Annotated in this window: 23 protein-coding genes; 11 read left to right on the forward strand and 12 right to left on the reverse strand. The window is 50.4% G+C overall.

Features of this window, described 5'->3' with window-relative positions; genetic code table 11:
* Nucleotides 1-59: 59 nt before the first annotated feature.
* The 3 genes from PY479_RS02655 to PY479_RS02665 are packed head-to-tail and all read right to left on the reverse strand — an operon-like array spanning nucleotide 60 to nucleotide 1,570.
* On the reverse strand, nucleotides 60-557 hold the full coding sequence (locus tag PY479_RS02655; RefSeq protein WP_343377246.1) for a GNAT family N-acetyltransferase: 498 nt from the start codon (nucleotides 555-557) through the stop codon (nucleotides 60-62).
* A gap of 25 nt (nucleotides 558-582) precedes the next feature.
* A complete protein-coding gene (gene yjjX / locus PY479_RS02660) occupies nucleotides 583-1,116 on the reverse strand; it encodes an inosine/xanthosine triphosphatase (RefSeq protein WP_275482798.1) in 534 nt (177 codons plus the stop codon).
* A gap of 1 nt (nucleotide 1,117) precedes the next feature.
* A complete protein-coding gene (locus PY479_RS02665) occupies nucleotides 1,118-1,570 on the reverse strand; it encodes a GNAT family N-acetyltransferase (RefSeq protein WP_275482799.1) in 453 nt (150 codons plus the stop codon).
* Nucleotides 1,571-1,770: 200 nt separating this feature from the next.
* Between PY479_RS02665 and PY479_RS02670 the strand changes: the two genes are divergently transcribed.
* Nucleotides 1,771-2,043, forward strand: a complete 273-nt coding sequence (locus PY479_RS02670) for a hypothetical protein (RefSeq protein ID WP_275482800.1) — start codon at nucleotides 1,771-1,773, stop codon at nucleotides 2,041-2,043.
* Nucleotides 2,044-2,201: 158 nt separating this feature from the next.
* Here the strand turns inward: PY479_RS02670 and PY479_RS02675 are convergent, their stop codons facing one another.
* Nucleotides 2,202-2,612, reverse strand: a complete 411-nt coding sequence (locus tag PY479_RS02675; RefSeq protein ID WP_275482801.1) for an META domain-containing protein — start codon at nucleotides 2,610-2,612, stop codon at nucleotides 2,202-2,204.
* Nucleotides 2,613-2,750: 138 nt separating this feature from the next.
* Entirely contained in the window at nucleotides 2,751-3,695 is a 945-nt protein-coding gene (locus PY479_RS02680) for a GGDEF domain-containing protein (RefSeq protein ID WP_212595540.1), read from the reverse strand.
* Between the two features lie 221 nt (nucleotides 3,696-3,916).
* Here PY479_RS02680 and PY479_RS02685 point away from each other — a divergent pair, with 221 nt between their 5' ends.
* Entirely contained in the window at nucleotides 3,917-4,363 is a 447-nt protein-coding gene (locus tag PY479_RS02685; protein WP_212595541.1) for a hypothetical protein, read from the forward strand.
* A gap of 53 nt (nucleotides 4,364-4,416) precedes the next feature.
* On the opposite strand, the gene metK is transcribed toward PY479_RS02685, so the two are convergent.
* A complete protein-coding gene (gene metK, locus PY479_RS02690; protein ID WP_212595542.1) occupies nucleotides 4,417-5,568 on the reverse strand; it encodes a methionine adenosyltransferase in 1,152 nt (383 codons plus the stop codon).
* A 429-nt stretch (nucleotides 5,569-5,997) separates the two neighbouring features.
* Between metK and tkt the strand changes: the two genes are divergently transcribed.
* The 4 genes from tkt (at nucleotide 5,998) to fba (ending at nucleotide 11,551) form a co-directional block, all read left to right on the forward strand.
* The gene (gene tkt / locus PY479_RS02695) at nucleotides 5,998-7,992 is read left to right on the forward strand and encodes a transketolase (RefSeq protein WP_275482802.1); all 1,995 of its coding nucleotides are present in this window, start codon (nucleotides 5,998-6,000) and stop codon (nucleotides 7,990-7,992) included.
* Between the two features lie 114 nt (nucleotides 7,993-8,106).
* The gene (epd, locus tag PY479_RS02700; RefSeq protein WP_212595544.1) at nucleotides 8,107-9,120 is read left to right on the forward strand and encodes an erythrose-4-phosphate dehydrogenase; all 1,014 of its coding nucleotides are present in this window, start codon (nucleotides 8,107-8,109) and stop codon (nucleotides 9,118-9,120) included.
* 73 nt (nucleotides 9,121-9,193) lie between these two features.
* On the forward strand, nucleotides 9,194-10,369 hold the full coding sequence (locus PY479_RS02705) for a phosphoglycerate kinase (protein ID WP_212595545.1): 1,176 nt from the start codon (nucleotides 9,194-9,196) through the stop codon (nucleotides 10,367-10,369).
* A gap of 114 nt (nucleotides 10,370-10,483) precedes the next feature.
* Entirely contained in the window at nucleotides 10,484-11,551 is a 1,068-nt protein-coding gene (fba, locus tag PY479_RS02710) for a class II fructose-bisphosphate aldolase (protein ID WP_212595546.1), read from the forward strand.
* 61 nt (nucleotides 11,552-11,612) lie between these two features.
* Here the strand turns inward: fba and PY479_RS02715 are convergent, their stop codons facing one another.
* A complete protein-coding gene (locus tag PY479_RS02715) occupies nucleotides 11,613-12,944 on the reverse strand; it encodes a Na+/H+ antiporter NhaC family protein (RefSeq protein ID WP_275482803.1) in 1,332 nt (443 codons plus the stop codon).
* A gap of 275 nt (nucleotides 12,945-13,219) precedes the next feature.
* Here PY479_RS02715 and mpl point away from each other — a divergent pair, with 275 nt between their 5' ends.
* The 5 genes from mpl (at nucleotide 13,220) to PY479_RS02740 (ending at nucleotide 17,549) form a co-directional block, all read left to right on the forward strand.
* Nucleotides 13,220-14,605: a UDP-N-acetylmuramate:L-alanyl-gamma-D-glutamyl-meso-diaminopimelate ligase gene (gene mpl / locus PY479_RS02720; protein WP_275482804.1), complete on the forward strand. Its 1,386-nt coding sequence runs from the start codon at nucleotides 13,220-13,222 to the stop codon at nucleotides 14,603-14,605.
* On the forward strand, nucleotides 14,602-15,228 hold the full coding sequence (locus PY479_RS02725) for a flavin prenyltransferase UbiX (protein ID WP_275482805.1): 627 nt from the start codon (nucleotides 14,602-14,604) through the stop codon (nucleotides 15,226-15,228). Before mpl ends, PY479_RS02725 begins: the two co-directional genes overlap by 4 nt.
* A 7-nt stretch (nucleotides 15,229-15,235) precedes the next feature.
* Nucleotides 15,236-15,766: a hypoxanthine phosphoribosyltransferase gene (gene hpt / locus PY479_RS02730; RefSeq protein ID WP_212595549.1), complete on the forward strand. Its 531-nt coding sequence runs from the start codon at nucleotides 15,236-15,238 to the stop codon at nucleotides 15,764-15,766.
* An 80-nt stretch (nucleotides 15,767-15,846) separates the two neighbouring features.
* Nucleotides 15,847-16,782 (forward strand): ABC transporter ATP-binding protein, encoded by a 936-nt coding sequence (locus tag PY479_RS02735; RefSeq protein ID WP_212595550.1) that lies wholly within the window; start codon nucleotides 15,847-15,849, stop codon nucleotides 16,780-16,782.
* Nucleotides 16,779-17,549, forward strand: a complete 771-nt coding sequence (locus PY479_RS02740) for an ABC transporter permease (RefSeq protein ID WP_275482806.1) — start codon at nucleotides 16,779-16,781, stop codon at nucleotides 17,547-17,549. Before PY479_RS02735 ends, PY479_RS02740 begins: the two co-directional genes overlap by 4 nt.
* A gap of 12 nt (nucleotides 17,550-17,561) precedes the next feature.
* Here the strand turns inward: PY479_RS02740 and PY479_RS02745 are convergent, their stop codons facing one another.
* The 5 genes from PY479_RS02745 to pcnB form a co-directional block, all read right to left on the reverse strand.
* Complete coding sequence (locus tag PY479_RS02745; RefSeq protein WP_275482807.1) at nucleotides 17,562-18,077, reverse strand: DUF4124 domain-containing protein; 516 nt, start codon at nucleotides 18,075-18,077, stop codon at nucleotides 17,562-17,564.
* A 147-nt stretch (nucleotides 18,078-18,224) separates the two neighbouring features.
* A complete protein-coding gene (gene panC, locus PY479_RS02750) occupies nucleotides 18,225-19,070 on the reverse strand; it encodes a pantoate--beta-alanine ligase (RefSeq protein WP_275482808.1) in 846 nt (281 codons plus the stop codon).
* 23 nt (nucleotides 19,071-19,093) lie between these two features.
* Nucleotides 19,094-19,888: a 3-methyl-2-oxobutanoate hydroxymethyltransferase gene (gene panB / locus PY479_RS02755; RefSeq protein ID WP_212595554.1), complete on the reverse strand. Its 795-nt coding sequence runs from the start codon at nucleotides 19,886-19,888 to the stop codon at nucleotides 19,094-19,096.
* A 78-nt stretch (nucleotides 19,889-19,966) separates the two neighbouring features.
* Nucleotides 19,967-20,452, reverse strand: coding sequence for a 2-amino-4-hydroxy-6-hydroxymethyldihydropteridine diphosphokinase (folK, locus tag PY479_RS02760; RefSeq protein ID WP_212595555.1), 486 nt, complete (start codon nucleotides 20,450-20,452; stop codon nucleotides 19,967-19,969).
* Nucleotide 20,453: 1 nt separating this feature from the next.
* Entirely contained in the window at nucleotides 20,454-21,770 is a 1,317-nt protein-coding gene (pcnB, locus tag PY479_RS02765) for a polynucleotide adenylyltransferase PcnB (RefSeq protein WP_228730468.1), read from the reverse strand.
* Nucleotides 21,771-21,825: the final 55 nt, after the last annotated feature.

The raw sequence follows: 21,825 nt of genomic DNA on the forward strand, positions 1-21,825 counted from the left end.
AGCAAGTTTTTCTCGTGCTGGACAGCGATCTTTGCGGAGTTGGCTAAATATTGCGCTAATTAGTCGATATCCAGCAACATCGGAATTTCGCAGGCATCGTGACCGGTGTTGCCGATCGGCGCCGCTAACTGCTTGAAGCCGAGTTTATGATAAAGTTTCAGCGCTTCTGGTAACAGCGAAGTGGTTTCCAGATACATCTGCTGGTAGCCAGCCGCTTTCGCCTTGGCAATGCAGTATTCAGCCAATTGCTGACCAACACCTTGGCCGCGCAATTCTGCCAAAAAATACATCTTTTGCAGTTCGCAAATCTGCGGATAGCCGCTGACTTTGCCAATTCCCGCACCGCCAGCTACCTTGCCGTTATGTTCTACTAACCAGTAGCCATATCCTGGTTGACCGTATATGGCAGACAGCTGATCCAGTGTTGGATCGGCAACACTGTAGCCTTTATCGGGGGTTAGACCATACTCTGCGGATACTTCACGAATCACTGCTGCAATTGCTGAGTCATCCGCTGCAGTCAATGGCCGGAATAGCGCTTTTGTTAATGTATTCATCAGTTTAATTTCTACCCAAAATACTTCAGTAGAGTTCGGGAAACCGCAGTGGCGCGGCCGCCATAATCAACGCGGCAGTATAGGTGCCTTCACGCGTGGCATGGCCTTCGGTCAGCAGACCTATGGCGCCACCCGCTTGCTTGATATTAACAGTATTGAACATGGCATCCATGACATCGCCTAGTTCCTGTCCCTGTTGCAATGCCTGGTATACCTTCGTGGGTAACGGCAGATGGGCACTGCGGCTTAGACTGAGTTGACGATTATCGGCGATGACTACCCAGGCATAGGTGTAGGCATGATCGGCAATCAGATCGACACCGCCTTCCATTGCCAGGTAATAGTCGGCAGTAGTCTGCTGCTGGCACCACTTGACGCGATTGATGGCGCCCTGTCGAGTGGCTTCGTCCGTCATGGGTTGATCTGCCACGCCGGAGGGGGCTTTTACACCTTCACAGAGAATTTCAGCATCGGGGTGCAAACTGGCAACGGCCTTTTTGCCAGCGTTGATTTTGACTGGGTTTGTCGAGCCCACCACCACGCGAATGATTTTATTCATATTAGGCTTTAACGACTTCTTCAAACATCAGGTAATGACTTTGAGCCATGCCCAACGCGGTATAGGTCTGCTGGGCCCGTTGATTGTCATGTTCAACATATAAGCGGAAGCTTGCGGCTCCACCTTCGGCTTCTGCCATGGTTTTTACCGCTTGATATAGTTGGCGATAGATACCCTGACGGCGACTGCTTGGGGTGACATAGACACTCTGTATCCAGTAGTAATTGGCGGCGCGCCAGTCACTCCATTCAAACGTCACCATTAACGAGGCAACAATGTTTCCTTGTTGCTCAGCAACTAGATAAAAACCACGTTGAGGCTCGTTAATCATGGTGGTCACGCCGCGCGTCAACGTGGTCGCGTCAAGCTTTAGACCTTCAGTTTCTTCGGCCATTGCCTGGTTAAAGGCAACCAGCGCGTTGATATCTTCGCTGCGGCCTTTGCGGATTTGCATAAGATCTCTCGTCAGATTTTTTAATGAGGTGGCTGCACAATCTAGCAGTGCACCATTACAGGTGCAAATGGCTTTAGCAGTGTATGGGCTTAGCGTTAAAACTTATTAGACTAAAGTCTAACTCTGGATATAATGAAGCTGTTTTTTGAGCAGTTCCCGGTTAACGGGTAATGTCGTCTCGCTTGATCGGGGGAAGTATCATGAATCAATCATCAATCAATACCTCTGACGCTAACCGTGCCAAACGTCAGCTGCTGGCACATTCGTTACACTTTCTACTGACTATGCTAACACTGGGTCTGTGGGGGCCGGTTTGGTGGTGGTATGCGAATCGTGGTTCAGTAAAAGACGAAGGATTCTTTCATCGTTTCGATAACGACTACTGGGATTATATTGTTGAGCGTGATGAACCCCCAGCCGCCTTACATCCGTTGCGTTTCGATCTGGCAGACGAAGTTCGTTTTGACGCTTGAAGTGTATGCTTCTGGCTGTCAGTAACGTTGCTCCATCAAGGGTAACTTTGATCGATAAACTTTCTGACGATGGATGTTTGTCATCGTCAAACTTGCGTTTTTTACTGAATGTTTTGTCATTGTAAATCTAAGTGACACTCATAAACTTCGCCGCGATGTTAGCGGCGGCTGAGTGTCAGCAACACTTTGCTTTTACTTCCCAGCAGTAACAGTTTGCCATCGTTGTATGCGGCGGTAGTGACCTTGGGCAGCAGGTGCATAACGTTCTGTTCCTGTGCCATCAATTCATCAATGCAGGCTTTCATCGTCGAGCCTGCGGGTTTCAGCGTCAGCATCTTGCCGTCAAGCTGGTAGCTACCAAAGAAATTATTGCAGCTGTTGTTACCGCTGAGTTTGCCATCTGCAGCAAACGTAAGTTGCGCCGGGCTGTAGTCAGTGACGGCTTTTCCCCGAATGCTATCAATATGCCAGTTGCCTTGTAACTCAGTAAGGCTAATAGGCGTGGTGTAGAGCGATTGGCAGGCTGTCAGTGATGCCAGCAATAACACTGACAAAATGTGTTTCAGCATTGGGGATATCCATTGAACCGGGAAGGCGGCAGTTTGCCAACTTTTCAGGGAGAAATGAAGTATTTCCACCAGTTACTGATGGGCAGGTTATTTTTCATTAGGCCATGTTAACCACATGTATCCATGGCCCGATGATTGTTACGCGTCGTTTTTAGGAACTGAAGAGCGCAGACCGGATTTTGCCTCATCCACCATGGCCACCAATTTAGCGGTGGAATCCGGTGTAAAGAAGCGATAACTATAGTCGATGGACATAGGTAAAGGGGACTGGCTGAACAGTCGCTCAACCCGTCGAACAATATGTTCGAGGTCACGTTCCAGATCGACGAACACGAGCAACACAAATTTAGTATTGTCGTAATGCGCTGCAATATCGGCGGCCCGGAGCGTGGTCAGTAACAGATTGGCCAGTTCCTGATGGCAGCGTTTTAACAGCTCATCGTCCATGACACCGTTGGGTTCCAGTTCAAAGAAAATCACACCGCAGTGAGCACCGAAGCGCCGCCCTAAATTGAGTTGTCTTGGCGCCATCATGATGAAGCCATAATTATTCAGCATCCCGGTATCGGCATCACGCATCGACAAGGCTTCAATACGATGATTTTGACACAGTAGTGCCAGATCTTGTTGTAGCAGGATTTGGAACGGTTCCAGCATCAATGGGCTGACATGCTGATTTTCGTTGGCATGGGCATTTAGGACACACAAACAGCCAAATATTGAACCGTCTGGCCAATGTACCGGGCGTGAAAGAATACTCAACACGCTACGGAATTCATCGGGATATTCATCGGCGGTTCCTTGAGTCAAATCCAGGTTTAAACCATCAGGACTGCTGTAAGCCATCTGATGTAACAACCCTGAGTCTGCCGCAAAGGTTTTGCCTGGGGCAAATTGCATGCTGTTGTCAGCCGCACTGACAATCACTTCAAACCCGCTGTCAGTTTTTTGCAGTACAAATACCTTATCTGCCTGATAATAATGTTTCATTAGCTCGCACTGATGCATCCAGCGCACTAAATTCAGTCCATGATTATCGTTTTCCAGTAAGCTAATTCCAGGTTTAACCGATTCAGGCAGCATGGCCTTGTCCCTTTTAGTGGTCAATTGGCATTAAGTGTGGATTTGTTATACAAATTTTGCAACTTTGAGTAGGCGATGTTCTGATCATTGTCAACATTGTCGTTACAATCCGGGGCATTAATCTTGATAACGTTACCATTAGCAATTTATGGATGAGTTAATGCTTGCCTACAGGTATAACTTATTGACATTAATGGTCTTTGTCAGCACTTATTTGATGCATGATTAAAAAATATCGTCATGGGGTGGAGATCGATATCCGAATATCGACGGATTTGCTAGCCTTAAAGCATCATCAATTGTGGTGGGTGAACACGATGGGAACTCAGGAATTACATACTCAGGCGTCATTACTCTCGCTCAGCAAAACACTGCGATTATCGTCATTTGATATGGCCCGTTGGCTGGTATCGTTATTGGCGTTACAGCAACAAAAGTACCGAGTGATTGAGGCGGGTATTCAGGGAAAAGAAGGCCGACGTTTTTTGGTGCAGGCGTTGGATAGTATCTTTGATTGTGGTCGCACAAATAATTATCACAGTCAGCTGGCATTAGTGGCTGATGAGGCGTTAGTCAAAGATGCTGAAGCGGTTTCGGTGACACCATTACCCCCACAGCAACTGGCATTTATGTGCATGGAAAGCGCCCATTTCGACCATTGTTATTGATTTTTAACGATAAAAAAACCGCCAGTAGGCGGCTTTTTTATCGGCTAATTTAATTACAAGCCCGCGTCATCACGCAGGGCTTCAGCCTTATTGGTTTGCTCCCACGGGAACTCACTGCGGCCAAAGTGGCCGTATGCTGCGGTTGCCTGATAGATTGGGCGAGCCAGATCCAGCATTTCGGTCAGACCGTATGGCCGCAGGTCAAAGTGACGGCGTACTAGCGCAATCAGCTGTTCTTCTGGCAATCTGCCAGTACCAAAGGTTTCCACACTGATAGAAGTCGGTTCTGCTACCCCAATGGCATAGGAAACCTGAATTTCACAGCGAGCCGCCAGTCCGGCAGCCACGATGTTCTTAGCAACATAACGGGCCGCGTATGCCGCACTGCGGTCCACCTTTGATGGATCTTTACCAGAGAATGCACCACCACCATGACGCGCCATACCACCGTAGGTATCGACGATAATCTTACGACCTGTCAGACCGCAGTCGCCCATCGGCCCACCAATCACAAAACGACCGGTTGGGTTGATAAAGAATTTGGTGTCTTTGGTCAGCCATTGCTGTGGCAATACGGGCTTGATGATGGTTTCCATCACGCCTTCTTGCAATTCTTTCAGGCTGATTTCGTCGCTGTGCTGAGTTGATAGCACCACGGCATCAATACCGACAATCTGATCATTGTCGTATACGAAGGTCACCTGAGATTTGGCATCAGGGCGTAACCATGGCAATAGGCCTTGTTTACGCACTTGTGACTGGCGTTTGACCAGCGCATGTGCATAAGTGATTGGGGCTGGCATCAGTACGTCAGTTTCGTTGCTGGCATAACCGAACATCAATCCCTGGTCTCCCGCACCCTGTTCTTTCGGGTCTTTACGGTCAACACCTTGGTTGATATCAGGTGATTGTTTACCGATAGCGCTTAATACCGCACAGGAGTTAGCATCAAATCCCATTTCGGAACTGGTATAGCCGATTTCACGCACAGTGTTACGGGTCAGTTCTTCAATGTCCACCCAAGCAGAAGTGGTAATCTCACCACCTACCATCACCATGCCAGTTTTGACATAGGTTTCACAGGCGACGCGGGCCTTAGGGTCCTGGGTGAGAATGGCGTCGAGCACCGCATCAGAAATCTGATCGGCGATTTTATCAGGATGTCCTTCTGACACAGATTCAGAAGTAAACAGGTGTCTTGCCATAGTCTGGAAAATCTCGCGATTAATATAGAAAAACCGTTAGCTGCTGCTACATCCGTATAGAAGCATCTACATCTAGACGTCTATTTTAATTTAATTTAGTTTTTATAAAACCCCTTTTGCTGATATTTGTGCGATACCCCCCATACCGGTACTGTGATGTACGGGAGATTATTTATATATATCAGTGAATTAATCGGAATTGTCATGCCTTGGAAAAGCGCATCTGTCTAGCTAGCTTTACAGCCGCATGCAAGCCCGGCCAGTGCTTCAAGGGAGCTGGCTACTCAGTAAAAGGTGATGTTGGGTTTTTCTTGACATATTTCCTAGGCAAAACGCGGGAAATATATTTGCTTCAACCGGCCCTCTGCGGGAAAATAACCGCCAAATTTTAGCCCTACAATTCTCAAGTCTCACTACGCAGGAGTAAGCATGTCTTCCCGTAAAGAACTCGCTAACGCTATTCGTGCTTTAAGTATGGATGCAGTGCAAAAAGCTAAATCCGGTCACCCAGGTGCTCCTATGGGCATGGCTGACATCGCAGAAGTACTCTGGCGCGGGCATCTGCGGCACAATCCACTTGATCCGAAATGGGCTAATCGCGACCGTTTTGTGTTGTCCAATGGCCACGGTTCGATGTTGCTTTATTCCTTGTTACATCTGAGCGGTTATGATCTCAGTATTGACGATCTGAAACAGTTCCGTCAGTTGCATTCTCGCACGCCTGGTCATCCTGAATACGGCTATGCTCCTGGTGTCGAAACCACCACCGGGCCGCTGGGACAGGGTATTACCAATGCGGTTGGGATGGCGATTGCCGAAAAAGTGTTGGCGGCGCAGTTCAACCGTGAAGGCCATGAGATTGTTGACCATCACACTTATGTGTTCATGGGCGACGGTTGCATGATGGAAGGTATCTCCCATGAAGCCTGCTCGCTGGCGGGGACTCTGGGGGTGGGCAAGCTGATTGCCTTCTGGGATGACAACGGTATTTCAATTGACGGTCACGTTGATGGCTGGTTTAGCGACGACACTCCGAAACGTTTTGAAGCCTATGGCTGGCAAGTCATTGCTGCGGTTGATGGCCATGATGCTGAAGCGATTAACTCGGCCATTGAGCAAGCCAAAGCGGATCCACGACCATCACTGATCTGCTGTAAAACTATTATCGGTTATGGATCACCTAACAAATCCGGTTCCCATGACTGTCATGGCTCACCACTGGGTGATGCTGAAGTGGCCGCTGCTCGAGAATTTTTGGGATGGCCTTATGCGCCGTTTGAAATTCCTGCGGAAATTTATGCCGCTTGGGATGCAAAGGCTGCCGGTAGTGCCGCAGAATCGGATTGGGAAACTCAGTTTGCTGCCTACGCCGCGGCATACCCTGAGCTGGCGGCTGAACTGAAACGCCGTGTCAGTGGCGAACTGCCAGCCGACTTTGCAACCGGCGCTCAGGCTTATATCGAACAGTTACAAGCCAACCCGGCCAATATCGCGTCACGCAAGGCATCGCAAAACGCATTGGAAGCCTTCGGTAAATTACTGCCAGAATTTCTCGGTGGTAGTGCTGACTTAGCGCCTTCTAACCTGACGATGTATTCCGCTTCCAAGTCCATCAGCCGCGAAGACGCTACTGGTAACTATCTGCACTACGGGGTGCGTGAGTTCGGTATGTCAGCGATGATGAATGGTATTGCGTTGCATGGTGGCTTTGTGCCTTATGGCGCAACTTTCCTGATGTTTATGGAATATGCCCGTAACGCACTGCGTATGGCAGCATTGATGAAACAGCGGGTAATCTTTGTGTATACCCATGACTCCATTGGTCTGGGGGAAGACGGTCCAACCCATCAGCCGGTTGAGCAAACTGCCACCCTGCGTCTGATGCCTAACATGAGTACCTGGCGTCCATGTGACCAAGTGGAATCTGCGATCGCCTGGAAATATGCTATTGAACGTCAGGATGGTCCAACATCACTGATTTTCTCACGGCAAAACCTGACGCAGATGCCTCGCAACGCTGCGCAGCTGGCCGATGTCACTAAAGGTGGTTATGTGCTGGTGGATTGTGCTGGTACGCCTGAGCTGATCTTCATCGCCACCGGTTCTGAAGTAGAATTAGCCGTGAAAGCACAAGCGTCACTGACTGCTGCCGGACGTAAAGTGCGCGTAGTATCTATGCCTGCCACTGATGTGTTTGATAAACAGGATGCGGCGTATAAAGAAGCTGTATTACCGGCCGCTGTGACCAAGCGCGTTGCCGTTGAAGCCGGGATCGCCGATTACTGGTACAAGTATGTCGGTCTTAACGGCAAGGTTATCGGCATGACCACCTTCGGTGAGTCGGCTCCAGCGGGTCAATTGTTTGAAGAGTTCGGCTTTACCGTCGATAACGTGATTGCTGCTGCCGAATCTTTGCTGGCATGAACTGTTGCTGAATGGAACGCCTGACAGGGCGTTCCTTCACTCGCCATTCGTAACGGCCTGTCTTATGATAGGCCGTTGTTTTATCGCCCTGAATTAGAGGGAACAGAATTACTGATGATCAGAGTTGCTATCAATGGTTATGGCCGTATCGGCCGCTCAGTGCTGCGCGCATTATATGAATCCGGCAAACGCCAACAGTTGCAGATTGTGGCAATTAACGAGTTGGCCAAACCCGAAGCCATGGTACATCTGACTAACTACGACACCACGCACGGCCGCTTTTCACTGCGCGCCAGTCTGGAGCAGGAGCAGATGCAGGTGGGCAACGACAGCATCACGCTGCTGCATGAAGCGGATGCCACTAAATTGCCGTGGCAAGCGCTGGATGTGGACCTGGTGCTGGAATGTACCGGGGCCCTACATGACCGCGCAGCTTGCACTGCTCATCTGCAAGCGGGCGCTCGCAAGGTGTTGATCAGCCATCCCGCCTCTGCTGATGTCGATGCCACGATTGTTTATGGTGTCAATGATGAGCTGTTAACCCCGCAACATACCGTGGTGTCCAACGCCTCATGTACCACCAACTGCGTTATTCCGGTGATCTCCGAACTGGACCGTCATTTCGGCATTCGCAGCGGCGCAATCACCACTATTCATGCGTCGATGAATGATCAGCAGGTAATTGATGCCTATCATGATGACTTACGCCGCACGCGTGCTGCCAGTCAGTCGATTATTCCAGTCGATACGAAGTTGGCGCGTGGTATCGAGCGCATATTGCCGCAGATGAAAGACAAATTTGAGGCGATCTCGGTGCGAGTTCCGACCGTCAATGTCACGGCTATCGACGTATCACTGACCGTCGACAAACGGGTGAATATTGCGACGGTGAATCAGGTATTGCTGGAAGCGACTCGTGGCCGACTGGATGGCATTCTGGGCTTTACCGATGAGCCTTTGGTATCATGTGACTTTAATCATGATCCTCGCTCCAGCGTGGTAGACGGCACGCAAACCCGCGTCAGCGATGGCCATCTGATCAAGCTGTTATTGTGGTGTGATAACGAGTGGGGATTTGCCAATCGAATGCTGGATACGGCGTTGGCAATGTTTCAGCCAGCTGAGTAAATTTTGGGGTAGTGGCAGGGAATGACCGCTATCAATACAACCGCATATTTTAGTTAGAACAGGAAGCATGAACATGGCGATTATTAAAATGTCAGATCTGGATCTTCAAGGAAAGCGTGTGCTTATCCGTGAAGATCTCAACGTGCCGGTAGCCGATGGGGTGGTGACCAGTGATGCACGTTTGCGTGCCTCTTTGCCCACTATCAAGCTAGCGCTGGAAAAAGGTGCGGCGGTGATGGTGATGTCTCATCTGGGACGGCCAACGGAAGGTGAGTATAACGCAGAATTTTCACTGCAACCGGTAGTGGATTATCTGGCCAAAGCCTTAGATTGCCCGGTACGACTGGTCACCGATTACCTGAACGGTGTCGATGTTGCTGTCGGTGAAGTGGTAGTGTTTGAAAACGTTCGTTTCAACAAGGGCGAAAAGAAAAATGATGAAGCCTTGTCGAAGCAGATGGCAGCACTGTGTGATGTTTATGTCATGGACGCCTTTGGTACCGCGCATCGCGCGCAGGCATCAACCCATGGTGTAGGCATGTTTGCCCCGGTAGCTTGTGCCGGCCCACTGTTGGCGGCTGAGCTGGAAGCTCTGGCAAAGGCCATGGATAACCCGAAACGGCCGTTGGTGGCAATTGTGGGTGGCTCCAAAGTCTCCACTAAGCTGACGGTATTAGACAGCCTTTCCAAGATTGTCGATCAACTGGTGGTGGGCGGTGGTATTGCTAACACCTTTATTGCAGCAGCTGGTCACAATGTTGGTAAGTCGTTGTATGAAGCCGATCTGATTGATGAGGCCAAACGCCTGGTCGCTAATGCCCAGAGTCGTGGTGGTGATATTCCAGTGCCCACCGATGTGGTTGTCGCCAAGGCATTCAGTGCCGATGCGGTTGCGACATTAAAAGATGTGGCTGACGTGGCGGATGATGACATGATTTTTGATATCGGGCCTGACAGTGCGGAAGTTCTGGCCGAAATCATTATGAAAGCCGGTACCATCGTATGGAACGGCCCGGTCGGTGTATTTGAATTTGATCAGTTTGGTGCCGGCACTAAGTGCATTGCTGAGGCAATTGCGGCATCTCCGGCGTTTTCAATTGCTGGCGGTGGCGATACCCTGGCGGCAGTTGATAAATACGGCATTGCGGATAAAGTTTCCTACATCTCAACCGGCGGTGGTGCTTTCCTGGAGTTCCTGGAAGGTAAAGAGCTACCAGCCGTTGCTATGTTGCAAGCGCGCGCTAACTGAACCGAGATAAAAAACTTATCATAAGCTGCCGACTATGACCGGCAGCGCTATCATAAAGCTTATAGACAATTGGACCGGGCAATGTGAGTTGCCCATGAATGGAGATAACAGATTATGGCCTTAATTTCTCTGCGCCAGTTGCTGGATCACGCTGCTGAACATAGCTACGGTGTCCCAGCATTTAACGTTAACAACCTGGAACAGATGCGTGCCATCATGCAGGCTGCCGAAGCGACTGACAGCCCGGTTATCGTGCAAGCCTCTGCGGGTGCTCGTAAATATGCCCGTCCGCAGTTCCTGAAATATCTGATGACTGCTGCATTGGAACAATATCCGGATATCCCAGTGTGTATCCACCAGGATCACGGGACTCACCCAGACGTATGTCAGCGTTCAATTCAGCTGGGCATGTCTTCTGTGATGATGGACGGTTCATTGATGTCAGACGGGAAAACCCCTGCCACTTATGATTATAACGTGCATGTGACTCGCACAACCGTTGCCTTTGCTCATGCTTGTGGTGTGTCTGTGGAAGGTGAAATTGGCTGTCTTGGCAGTCTGGAAACCGGTACTGCCGGTGAAGAAGACGGCATTGGCGCTGAAGGTACCCTGAGTCATGATCAGATGCTGACCAGCCCAGATGAAGCGGCTCGGTTTGTGGCCGATACCCATGTGGATGCCTTGGCGATTGCCATCGGCACCAGCCACGGCGCTTACAAATTCAGCCGTAAACCTACTGGCGATGTTCTGCGTATCGACCGCATCAAAGAGATCCATGCCCGTATTCCTAACACCCATTTGGTGATGCACGGTTCTTCATCCGTACCGCAGAAATGGTTGCAGATCATCAACCAGTACGGTGGTGACATGCCAGAAACTTACGGTGTTCCAGTCGAAGAGATTGTAGAAGGCATCAAGCACGGCGTGCGCAAAGTGAATATCGATACTGACCTGCGCTTGGCATCAACCGGTGCCGTGCGTAAATTCCTGGCGGAAAATCCGCGGGAGTTCGATCCACGCAAATTCCTTAAAGCTTCTATGGAAGCTATGGCGGAAATCTGTGTGGAACGCTATGAAGCGTTTGGCTGTGCGGGTATGGGCTCTAAGATCAAGCCACTGTCACTGCAGGCCATGTACAAGCGTTATCAGACCGGTGAATTAGATCCGCAAATTAATCGTTAATAACGATTTTGATGCTAAAGAAAAGCCCGCAGTTGCGGGCTTTTTGATACCTGACGTACAATTAATGGCTGCGCGGCCGCAGCACAATCACAATCACCGATACCACCGCCAGCACCATGCAGTACCAGACATCGGAAACCGCTTGCAGCGGGGAGATTTTAAAGTGCGAGGCAATCAACAGCGCTTGCGCACCATACGGAATTAATCCCTGAATGATACAGGCGAAGATATCCAGCACGCTGGCCGCGCGTTTGGCACTGACCGCATTTTGCTGCGCCAATTCCCGGGCTATATCGCCGTTGATCACAATTGATACGGTATTGTTGGCGACACAAGTGTTGGTCAGCGCCACCATCCCGGCCATTCCCAATTCTGCTGCTCTGCTGGAGTTTTCCCCTGCATCGCGAGAAAAGCGCCGAATGAGGCCTTCAATGCGGTGACTGATAAACGCGAGGCCACCTTGCTGTTGCATCAGTGCTGCCAGGCCGCCGACAAACATGGATAACACAAAGATCTCTTGCATGTTGCCAAAACCTTTGTAGATATCATTGGTAAAGGCAACCAATCCGTAATCGCTGCTATACATGCCGACACCGCCAGCAAAGACAATCCCTAGCGCCAGCACGACGAACACGTTAAGTCCTGAAACTGCGAGGATCAGAATGCTGATATACGGCAAAACTTTTACGACATCCACCTGCTGTGATGGGATAGCCGCGCTGCCCTTAGAAGCCAAGGTAAACAGTACTAGTGTGATGATGGCTGCCGGAATGGCGAAAATCAGGTTTTCCCGAAACTTGTCCCGCATGTAACAGCCTTGGGTGCGGGTAGCGGCAATAGTGGTGTCGGAAATAATCGACAGGTTGTCACCAAACAGCGCCCCAGACATCACCGCCCCGGCCATCAGGGTTAAATCGATATTCGCTTCTTCTGCAATACCCAGTGCAATGGGGGCTACTGCTGCGATAGTACCCATAGAAGTGCCCATGGCTGTCGCAATAAAGGCCGCTATCACAAAGAACCCCGGTAACAGCAGTTGTGATGGAATAAACTGCAATCCCAGTGCCACCGTCGCATCCACGCCGCCGGTCGCTTTAGCCACCGAGGCAAAAGCCCCGGCCAGGAGATAAATCAGACACATCGCAATGATGTTGCTATGCCCAATGCCGGCCATAAAGGTATCCAGCGTCTGATTCAGCTTTTGTTTTGATAACAACACTGCCAACACAATCGCGGGCAAAATCGCTACCGGACTTGGCAGTTGATAAAACGCCATCGCCACGCCGTTTGCCTGAAAATAAAGACCGGCACCAATAAATAGCACCAGAAACAGTAACAGCGGTAATAGGGCTATCGCAGACGGCGCAGCCTCAGGTTTGGTGTTTGTAGTCAAAATCTTATTCTCTGTTTTTATGAGCCCGGTATTTAACGATGGTGGCGGTTAACCCGGCAAAAAGTCTTTTCAGCTTATGCAACAGACATGGCTGTGGCAATCTGTCGCAGCATAGGGGATCGGCTGATAGCTGTCAATTTAGCCGTCTAGATGTTTTTACTTCTATATATATGAAAAGCGACAGCTAACGTTAGTTGTGGATGCTGAGGTTACACTGACAATCCCGTTGGCAATGGGTAGAATAGGCGGCAGTTGTTACGCGCAGGAACTGCATCATGCATATACATATTTTAGGGATTTGTGGCACCTTCATGGGGGGCTTGGCAATTTTAGCGAGAGCTATGGGCCATAAAGTGACTGGCGCTGATGCCAATGTCTATCCGCCAATGAGTACTCAGTTAGAGCAGCAGGGTATCGCTCTGATCCAAGGCTTTGACCCTGCCCAGTTAGACCCTGCACCGGATTTGGTGGTGATTGGCAATGCGATGAGCCGCGGCAATCCCTGCGTCGAGGCCGTGTTGGATAACGGGCTGAAATACACCTCAGGCCCGCAGTTTTTGCATGATTATATCTTACCTGAACGCTGGGTGCTGGCAGTCTCAGGAACTCACGGTAAAACGTCGACAGCCAGTATGTTGGCGTGGATTTTAGAGTCCTGTGGTTATCAGCCAGGCTTTCTTATCGGCGGTATTCCGCGCAATTTTGGTGTCTCGGCGCGGCTCGGCAATTCGCCGTTTTTTGTGGTGGAGGCCGATGAATATGACAGTGCCTTCTTCGATAAGCGTTCCAAATTTGTGCATTACCAACCGCGGACGTTGGTAATTAACAATCTGGAATATGACCATGCCGATATCTTTGACGATCTGAAGGCCATTCAGAAGCAGTTTCATCACCTGCTGCGGATAGTGCCTGGTAACGGCAGGGTGATCTGGCCGAAAGACAGTGAAGCTGTGGCTGAGGTTGTCGCCAAGGGCTGCTGGAGTGAACAGGAAACGGTAAGCCACATGAGTGGTGTGGGGGATTGGCATATCGAGCCGTTAGCCGCTGATGGACATCATTTTGAGTTGTTTCTGGCGGGGGGCTCGCAGGGCAAACTGGAATGGTCATTACTCGGCAAACACAATATGGAAAATGCGGTGATGGCCGTGGCTGCAGCGCGTCACGTAGGCGTAAAGCCGGCCGATGCCATCGCCGCGCTGATGCAGTTTATTCCGCCTAAAAGACGACTGGAACTGATTGGCGATATACATGGCATTCAGGTATTTGACGATTTTGCCCATCATCCAACAGCCATAGCCACAACGCTGCAAGGGCTGCGGGCTAAGGTTGGCGATGGTCATATCACCGTGGTGCTGGAACCCCGTTCTAACACGATGAAAAGTGGCGTACACAAGGCCACTCTCGCCGAGTCGATGCATGATGCAGACAACGCGATTTTGTATCAGGCAGATACTATCCATTGGGATATTTCGGCAGCCATGGCGGATGCGCCGATTCCCGTTGCTGTGCTATACAAGCTTGAGGATGTCGTGCAAACAGTGGCTGCTGAAGCACAGGCTGGTGACAGCATTGTCATCATGAGCAATGGCGGCTTTGGCGGTATTCACGGCAAATTACTGGCCGCACTTAAGGCTCGCTTTCATGCGGAGACGCAGCGATGAATAGTATCAGTCTGGCCTGGACTGGCGCTTCAGGGGCACCTTATGGCCTGAAACTGTTGGAATGCCTGCTACAAGCGGATTATCAGGTATTTTTGATGATCTCCTCTGCCGCCAGAGTGGTACTGGCGCAAGAGCATGGTATTAAGCTCAGTGCTGCGCCGGAAAAGGCCACGGAACAGTTACAGGCTATTATGCCCGCGAGTGGAGCGCTACGGGTATTGGGTAAGGATCAATGGTTTTCACCGCCCGCATCCGGTTCTGCGGCGCCAAAGCAGATGGTGATCTGTCCTTGTTCAACCGGCACTTTGGCCGCCGTAGCCACGGGCATGAGTAATAATCTGTTGGAACGGGCGGCCGACGTGGTACTCAAAGAGCGCGGACAGTTAATCCTGGTGCCGCGAGAAACGCCTTTTAATACCATTCACTTACAACATATGCTGAGTCTGAGCCAGCAGGGGGCGGTGATTTTGCCTGCCGCGCCAGGTTTTTATCACCATCCCAAATCCGTTCAGGATCTGGTAGACTTCGTCGTCGCCCGGATCCTCGACCATCTGGGCGTGGCACATTCATTAACGGGCCGCTGGGGCTATGATCAGCCGGTTGGCGGCGGCATCGAAGATTGAGATAAGTATGAAGCACACCATCGAAATGATGATCTCTGCAGAAGAGATCAATCGCAAACTGGATGAACTGGCCGCGCGTATTAATGCCCATTATCAGCATACAGATAAGCTGTTGATGGTGGGACTGTTAAAAGGCTCAGTGGTGTTTATGGCGGATCTGTGTCGCCGTATCAACGGTCATGTGGAGATCGACTTTATGTCGGTGTCCAGTTATGGCAGTACTATGACCAGCTCCCGCGATGTGAAGATCCTCAAGGATGTCCAGTCAGACATTGCCGGACGCGATGTCTTAATTGTCGAAGACCTCATCGATTCCGGCAATACCCTGAACAAAGTCCGTGAAATGCTGCGGCTGCGCGATCCCAAAAGTCTGGCGTTGTGCACATTGCTGGATAAGCCCGATCGTCGCGAAGTCGATGTGCCGGTGGATTTTGTCGGCTTTACCATTCCCGATGAATTTGTGGTAGGTTATGGTATCGACTACGCGGAGCAATACCGCAATCTCCCCTATATTGCCAGGGTTATTCCTCAGGAATAACCTGCATTAGGTGGTTTTGACAGACAATCTGACTCCCGCTATGGCGGGAGTTTTGTTTTACCCTACAGAGGATACAACCGATGACAGCAGGGGTGGCGCTGGCGCTGGAAAACCTGAAGAAAACCTATAAAGGCGGTGTTGAAGCCGTCAAGGGGATTAACCTGCAGGTAAAGCAGGGGGATTTCTTTGCCTTGTTGGGGCCTAACGGTGCCGGAAAGTCTACTACCATCGGCATTATCAGTTCGCTGGTCCATAAAACCGGCGGCAAGGTAGAAGTGTTCGGTCACGATCTGGATCAAGAACTCGAACAAGCCAAACTTTGTATCGGTTTAGTGCCGCAGGAGTTCAACTTCAATCAGTTTGAAAGCGTGCTGCAAATTGTGGTGAATCAGGCAGGTTACTACGGTGTCCCACGTTCGGAAGCCTATGTAAGGGCCGAGAAATATCTGACGCAGTTAGATCTGTGGCAAAAGCGCAATGCCAAAGCGCGGGAGTTATCCGGCGGCATGAAACGGCGTTTGATGATTGCCCGGGCGTTGATGCATGAACCGAAGCTGTTGATTCTCGATGAACCAACTGCCGGGGTTGATATTGAACTGCGACGCTCCATGTGGGAATTCCTGCAACGCATCAACCAGGAAGGTGTCACCATCATCCTGACCACGCATTATCTTGAAGAAGCTGAAATGCTGTGCCGTAATATCGGCATCATCGATAACGGCGTGCTGGTGGAATGTACCAGTATGAAAGCCTTGCTGGCGAAGCTGGACATGGAAACCTTTGTGCTGGATCTCAAGCAGCCGCAGACACAGTTACCCGAACTGCCCGGTATTCAAGCAAGGTTAATCGACGCCAATACCTTAGAAGTCGATGTGGCCAAGTCTAATAGCCTCAACAGCGTATTTGCAGCGCTGACCGCGCAGGGCATTGATGTGCTGTCGATGCGGAATAAAACCAACCGCTTGGAAGAACTGTTTGTAGAACTGGTCGAGCGCGACAAAGGAGCTAACGCATGAAAGGCCTGTATTTTATCGCCTTTAAAAGCATCGTTATCAAAGAGATCACCCGTTTTACCCGGATTTGGATCCAAACCCTGTTACCGCCCGCCATTACCATGACGCTGTACTTTTTAATTTTCGGTAATCTGGTCGGCAGTCGTATCGGCTTGATGGGCGGGGTGTCCTATATGGAATTTATTGCCCCCGGGCTGATCATGATGGCGGTGATCACTAACTCCTACGCCAACGTTGCTTCATCTTTTTTCAGTGCGAAGTTTCAGCGTAATCTGGAAGAGCTATTAGTCGCACCTGTACCCCATTATGTCATGATCGGTGGCTACGTGGCGGGCGGTGTGGCTCGTGGTCTGCTGGTGGGTTTAATCGTGACTGTGGTGGCAATGTGCTTTGTGGACTTGCACTTACAACATCCATTGCTGGTAGTGATAACCGTGTTCTTGACCTCAGTGCTATTTGCTCTAGGCGGTCTGATTAACGCCGTATTTGCCCGTAATTTTGATGACATCAGCATCATTCCGACATTTGTACTGACCCCCTTGACCTATCTCGGTGGGGTATTTTATTCACTGTCGTTATTACCTGATTTCTGGCGAGGCGTGTCGGCACTTAACCCTATCGTGTATATGATCAACGTGTTCCGTTATGGCTTTCTCGGCTTTGCGGATATCAGTGTCGGTTTATCTGTCGCGGTCATCATTGGTTTTTGTGCCGGATTATGGCTATTGGCCTATTATCTGGTGTCGCGCGGAATTGGTTTGCGTACCTGATGCGTTTCAGGCTCAAGGATGAGCCTGTGGTTCCGGGAGTTGCTGTTTATATTGCTGCAGTTTTGCCAGTGACTGGTGATTACGTTGTTGCAGTGTGTCGTAACGTTGATTGATTTGTTGCTGTTTCTGCAAGTACCCACTATCAGTCGTTGCGGTATGTTCCCAATATCTTTCCCGCTCTAGCTTTTGTAACTCATTGGTGCGCAGCGTTTCCAAATAGCCGTGTTCCTGCTGCAGGCGATTGATTTCAGAATCCAGCCAACGGCCTAATTGACCTGTCGTCAGCCCTTTCGTGGCGAGGATTTTTTGCAGTGGATCGACCTCCGCGGTTTTTTCTGGCGTCTCTTTTGCCAGACCATTCTGGTACTCAATCTGGTATTGCGTGTAATTATCAGGGCAGGGTTGTTGGCTAAAAGCTATCTGGTTATTTGTGATACATTTGTAAATTAATTTACTGTCCTCAGCATTGACATATGTCGCTGAAGAAATTAATAAAACAAATAAAAACAGATCCCTATAAGATAACATCGGCAAACTTATCCAAGTTTACAATGTTAATTATCATGACCTAATTTGGTGGGGTTGGCTAGCGTTTTGGCAGGGCGGACATATGACCTAGTTAACATTCAGTCAGTTTGCCCGCCAGCACTGTTATTGTGCTGGCGGTAATGCATTTCAGCGATGGACAACGAGGTTATCGATCAATCTGGCCTTTCCCAAATAGACGGCTGCCAGAATCACCAGCTCTTTATCAGTCTCAGTCACTGGGGCCAGGGTTTGTGCCTGACGGATTTCGATATAATCCGGACACAAACCGGCATGCTGCAGGGTACTCTTGGCCTCAGCGATGGCGAGTTCGATTGCCGTGCCATTTTTAATAGCTTCCGCTAAGTCATCCAGTGTCCGTTTCAGCGCAGGGGCCTTAGCCTTTTCTTCGGCGGTGAGGTAGCCATTACGACTACTCATGGCCAGCCCTGAAGACTCGCGCACCGTATCAACGCCCATCACTTCGACTGGCAGGGAAAGGTCTTCTACCATGGTGCGGATAATCTGCAACTGCTGATAGTCTTTGCGACCAAACAGCGCAATATCAGGTTGCACGATATTAAACAACTTGCAGACAATGGTGGCGGCCCCACGGAAATGACCTGGACGGGTTTCACCACACAATTGCTCCGAGAGTCCGGGAACTTCAACATAGGTCTGCACCGCCAGACCACGGGGATAGATGATCTCCGGAGTTGGGAGAAACAGTAACTCACAGCCAGCTTCTACCAGTTTCTGCTGATCAGCTTCCAGCGTCCTCGGGTAACCATCCAAATCTTCGTTAGGGCCGAATTGCATCGGGTTGACGAAAATTGAAGCTACCACATGATCCGCACGTCGTTTGCCTTCGGTGATCAGGCTGATATGGCCAGCGTGCAGATTGCCCATAGTCGGCACAAACGCGACGCTTTCACCTTTGTTTTTCCAGGTTTTTATCCGAGCGCGGATTTCTTCAATCTTAGCGGTTGTCAACATTTACGTAATGATCCAAAAGATGTTCAGTTGAATGTATGCTCATCAGCAGGGAACAGTCCCTGTTGTACTTCCTCATTGTAGGCTCTAATCGCTGCGCGGATATCACCCGTTTGTTTGAGGTAATTCTTTGAAAAACGTGGAATGTAGCCGGTGGAGATGCCCAACACGTCATGCATCACCAGGATTTGACCATCGGTATCTTTACCTGCCCCAATACCGATAACCGGGATTTTAACAGCCTCGGTAACGGCTTTCGCAAGGGCCGCCGGAATACATTCCAAAACCAATAGCTGCGCGCCAGCGGCTTCGAAACCAATGGCTTCATCGAGAATACGTTTGGCGTTGTCTTCATCGCGGCCCTGTATTTTAAATCCGCCAAATACGTGCACAGATTGAGGTGTCAGGCCGATGTGGGCGCAGACTGGAATACCGCGCTCAGTAAGCATCTTGACTGTTGGCATCAGCCAGTGGCCGCCCTCCAGTTTTACCATGGCGGCGCCAGCTTGCATGACCTTGGCACAGTTTTCTAGTGCCTGCTCCGGTGTGGCATAGGCCATAAACGGTAGATCTGACACCAACAATGAACGGCTGATACCACGGCGTACACAGCGGGTGTGGTAACACATATCCTCAACGGTTACCGGCAGGGTATCTTCCTGTCCTTGCAGAACCATACCCAGTGAATCCCCGACTAGTAATACATCAATACCTTCTTCATCAAAGGCTTTGGCAAAACTGGCGTCATAAGCAGTGAGCGAAGCAAATTTCTGACCTTCCTGCTTGTACTTTAGCAGGGTGGTGATAGTGACTTTGGACATAAGTATCTCTTCCAAACACGTGTGTGAATTGAGTTATATGCCATCACTCGGGGCTTAGCAATGGCTGCTGCCGGTTTATCAGCTCGATGGCAACCGCTGCAATGCATTGCGCATAGTGTCATCGATTAAATTACTGACTAATGTACCACAAGGCAGTTGTAAGCGGGGGGAAAGTTCTGCCAGTGGCACCAGCACAAAAGCCCGCTGTTTAAGGCCGTAATGAGGAACTTTCAGTCTGGGTAAGTCGATAATTTCGTCACCATAAAGGAGCAGATCCAGATCCAGCGTTCTTGGACCCCAACGAACCTCGCGGGTGCGCCCCTGTTGCAATTCGATAGCCTGCAACGCTTCCAATAATGCCAGTGGTTTGAGGTCAGTATTGAAGCTTGCGACTGCGTTGACATAGTCTGGCTGCGGCACCTCACCCATAGGAGTGCTGCGATAGTATGAGGACACGCGGAGCTGATGGTCTGTCGCTAAAGCCGTTAACTTGCGGCAAGCGCTATCTAGCTGCTGTTGTGGCTGCGCCAGATTAGCGCCTAACGCGACATACACCAATGGCATGCTAGTCGGTCACCTCGGTGCTGGCACTGGCTTGATCACGGCGTGGACGCCGTCGCCGTTGACTGGCATTGCGGTTGCGATGACTGCTTTTATTACCACTGCTAGCCAGTTCCTGACGCTGTTCGTCATCGGCATCCACAAACTGCTGCCACCAACTGGCGAGTTTCGCCAGATTGCCGCCTTCAGCATTGGCGCGCATCAATAACAGGTCGTAAGCGGCACGGAATTTGGGGTGCTCCAGCAGTTTAAATGCCCGACCGCCCTTAGAACGTTCGAACCGCAACTGTAATTGCCAGATATCACGCGCGGGTGTACTGAACCGGCGAGGGATGCTGATGCTCTGGCACTGCTGCTCTAACACGTCGCCCATGGCGGCATAAAACGCATCGTAGCTAGTTAAGCCACTTTCTGATGCGATATCCTGAGCCCTTGCCTGCAGTGGATACCACAACAATGCGGCAAAGAAATAGGCGGGCGTCACTGGCTTATCTTCGTTGATGCGGGCATCGGTGTTGTGCATCACCTCTGTCACCATGCGCATTGCGGGTCCTTTCGGATTGTCCTTTAGCTGTGCTTCTACCAACGGGAATAGCGGTTCAAACAGGTGGTATTCGCGCATCAGTCGCAGATTCTGTCCCGCCTTACCAGCGAAGAACAGTTTCAGCACCTCTTCATACATACGCGCAGCCGGAATATCTTTTAGCAGTAAAGCCAATGATTTGATGGGTGCGGCAGTGTGTGCATCAATCTGCATCCCCAATTTCCCGGCAAAACGTACCGCACGCAGCATCCGCACTGGATCTTCGCGGTAACGGGTTTCGGGATCGCCAATTAGCCGCAAGGTGCGATTACGTAAATCCTGCAAACCACCGCCATAACTGCGGATGCTGTAATCATCAATGCTGTAGTACAGTGCATTAACGGTGAAATCGCGCCGTTCGGCATCCTGGTCAATGTCACCATAGACGTTATCCCGCAGGAGTCTGCCAGCAGCATTAACTTTGGAGATGTTTTCGCTACTCTCACCGTGATGACCACGGAAAGTAGCCACTTCAATGACGTCACGACCGAACACAATATGCGCCAGTCGAAATCTGCGTCCGACCAGACGACAGTTACGGAACAGCTTTTTGATTTCTTCTGGCGTGGCATTCGTCACCACATCAAAATCTTTAGGTTCCAGGCCCAACAGCAGATCACGCACACCGCCGCCCACCAGATAAGCCTGGTAGCCAGATTTGTGCAGGCGATAAAGCACTTTCAGCGCATTTTCGCTAATTTGCTTACGAGAGATGCTGTGACCATCGCGAGGGACGATCTCCAGGCTTAAAGCTGTGTCTGTATTGGCTTCTTCGGGAAGTTTGGCGGATGGG

Source organism: Shewanella sp. A32, assembly GCF_029167175.1.
Classification (GTDB): Bacteria; Pseudomonadota; Gammaproteobacteria; order Enterobacterales; family Shewanellaceae; genus Shewanella; species Shewanella yunxiaonensis.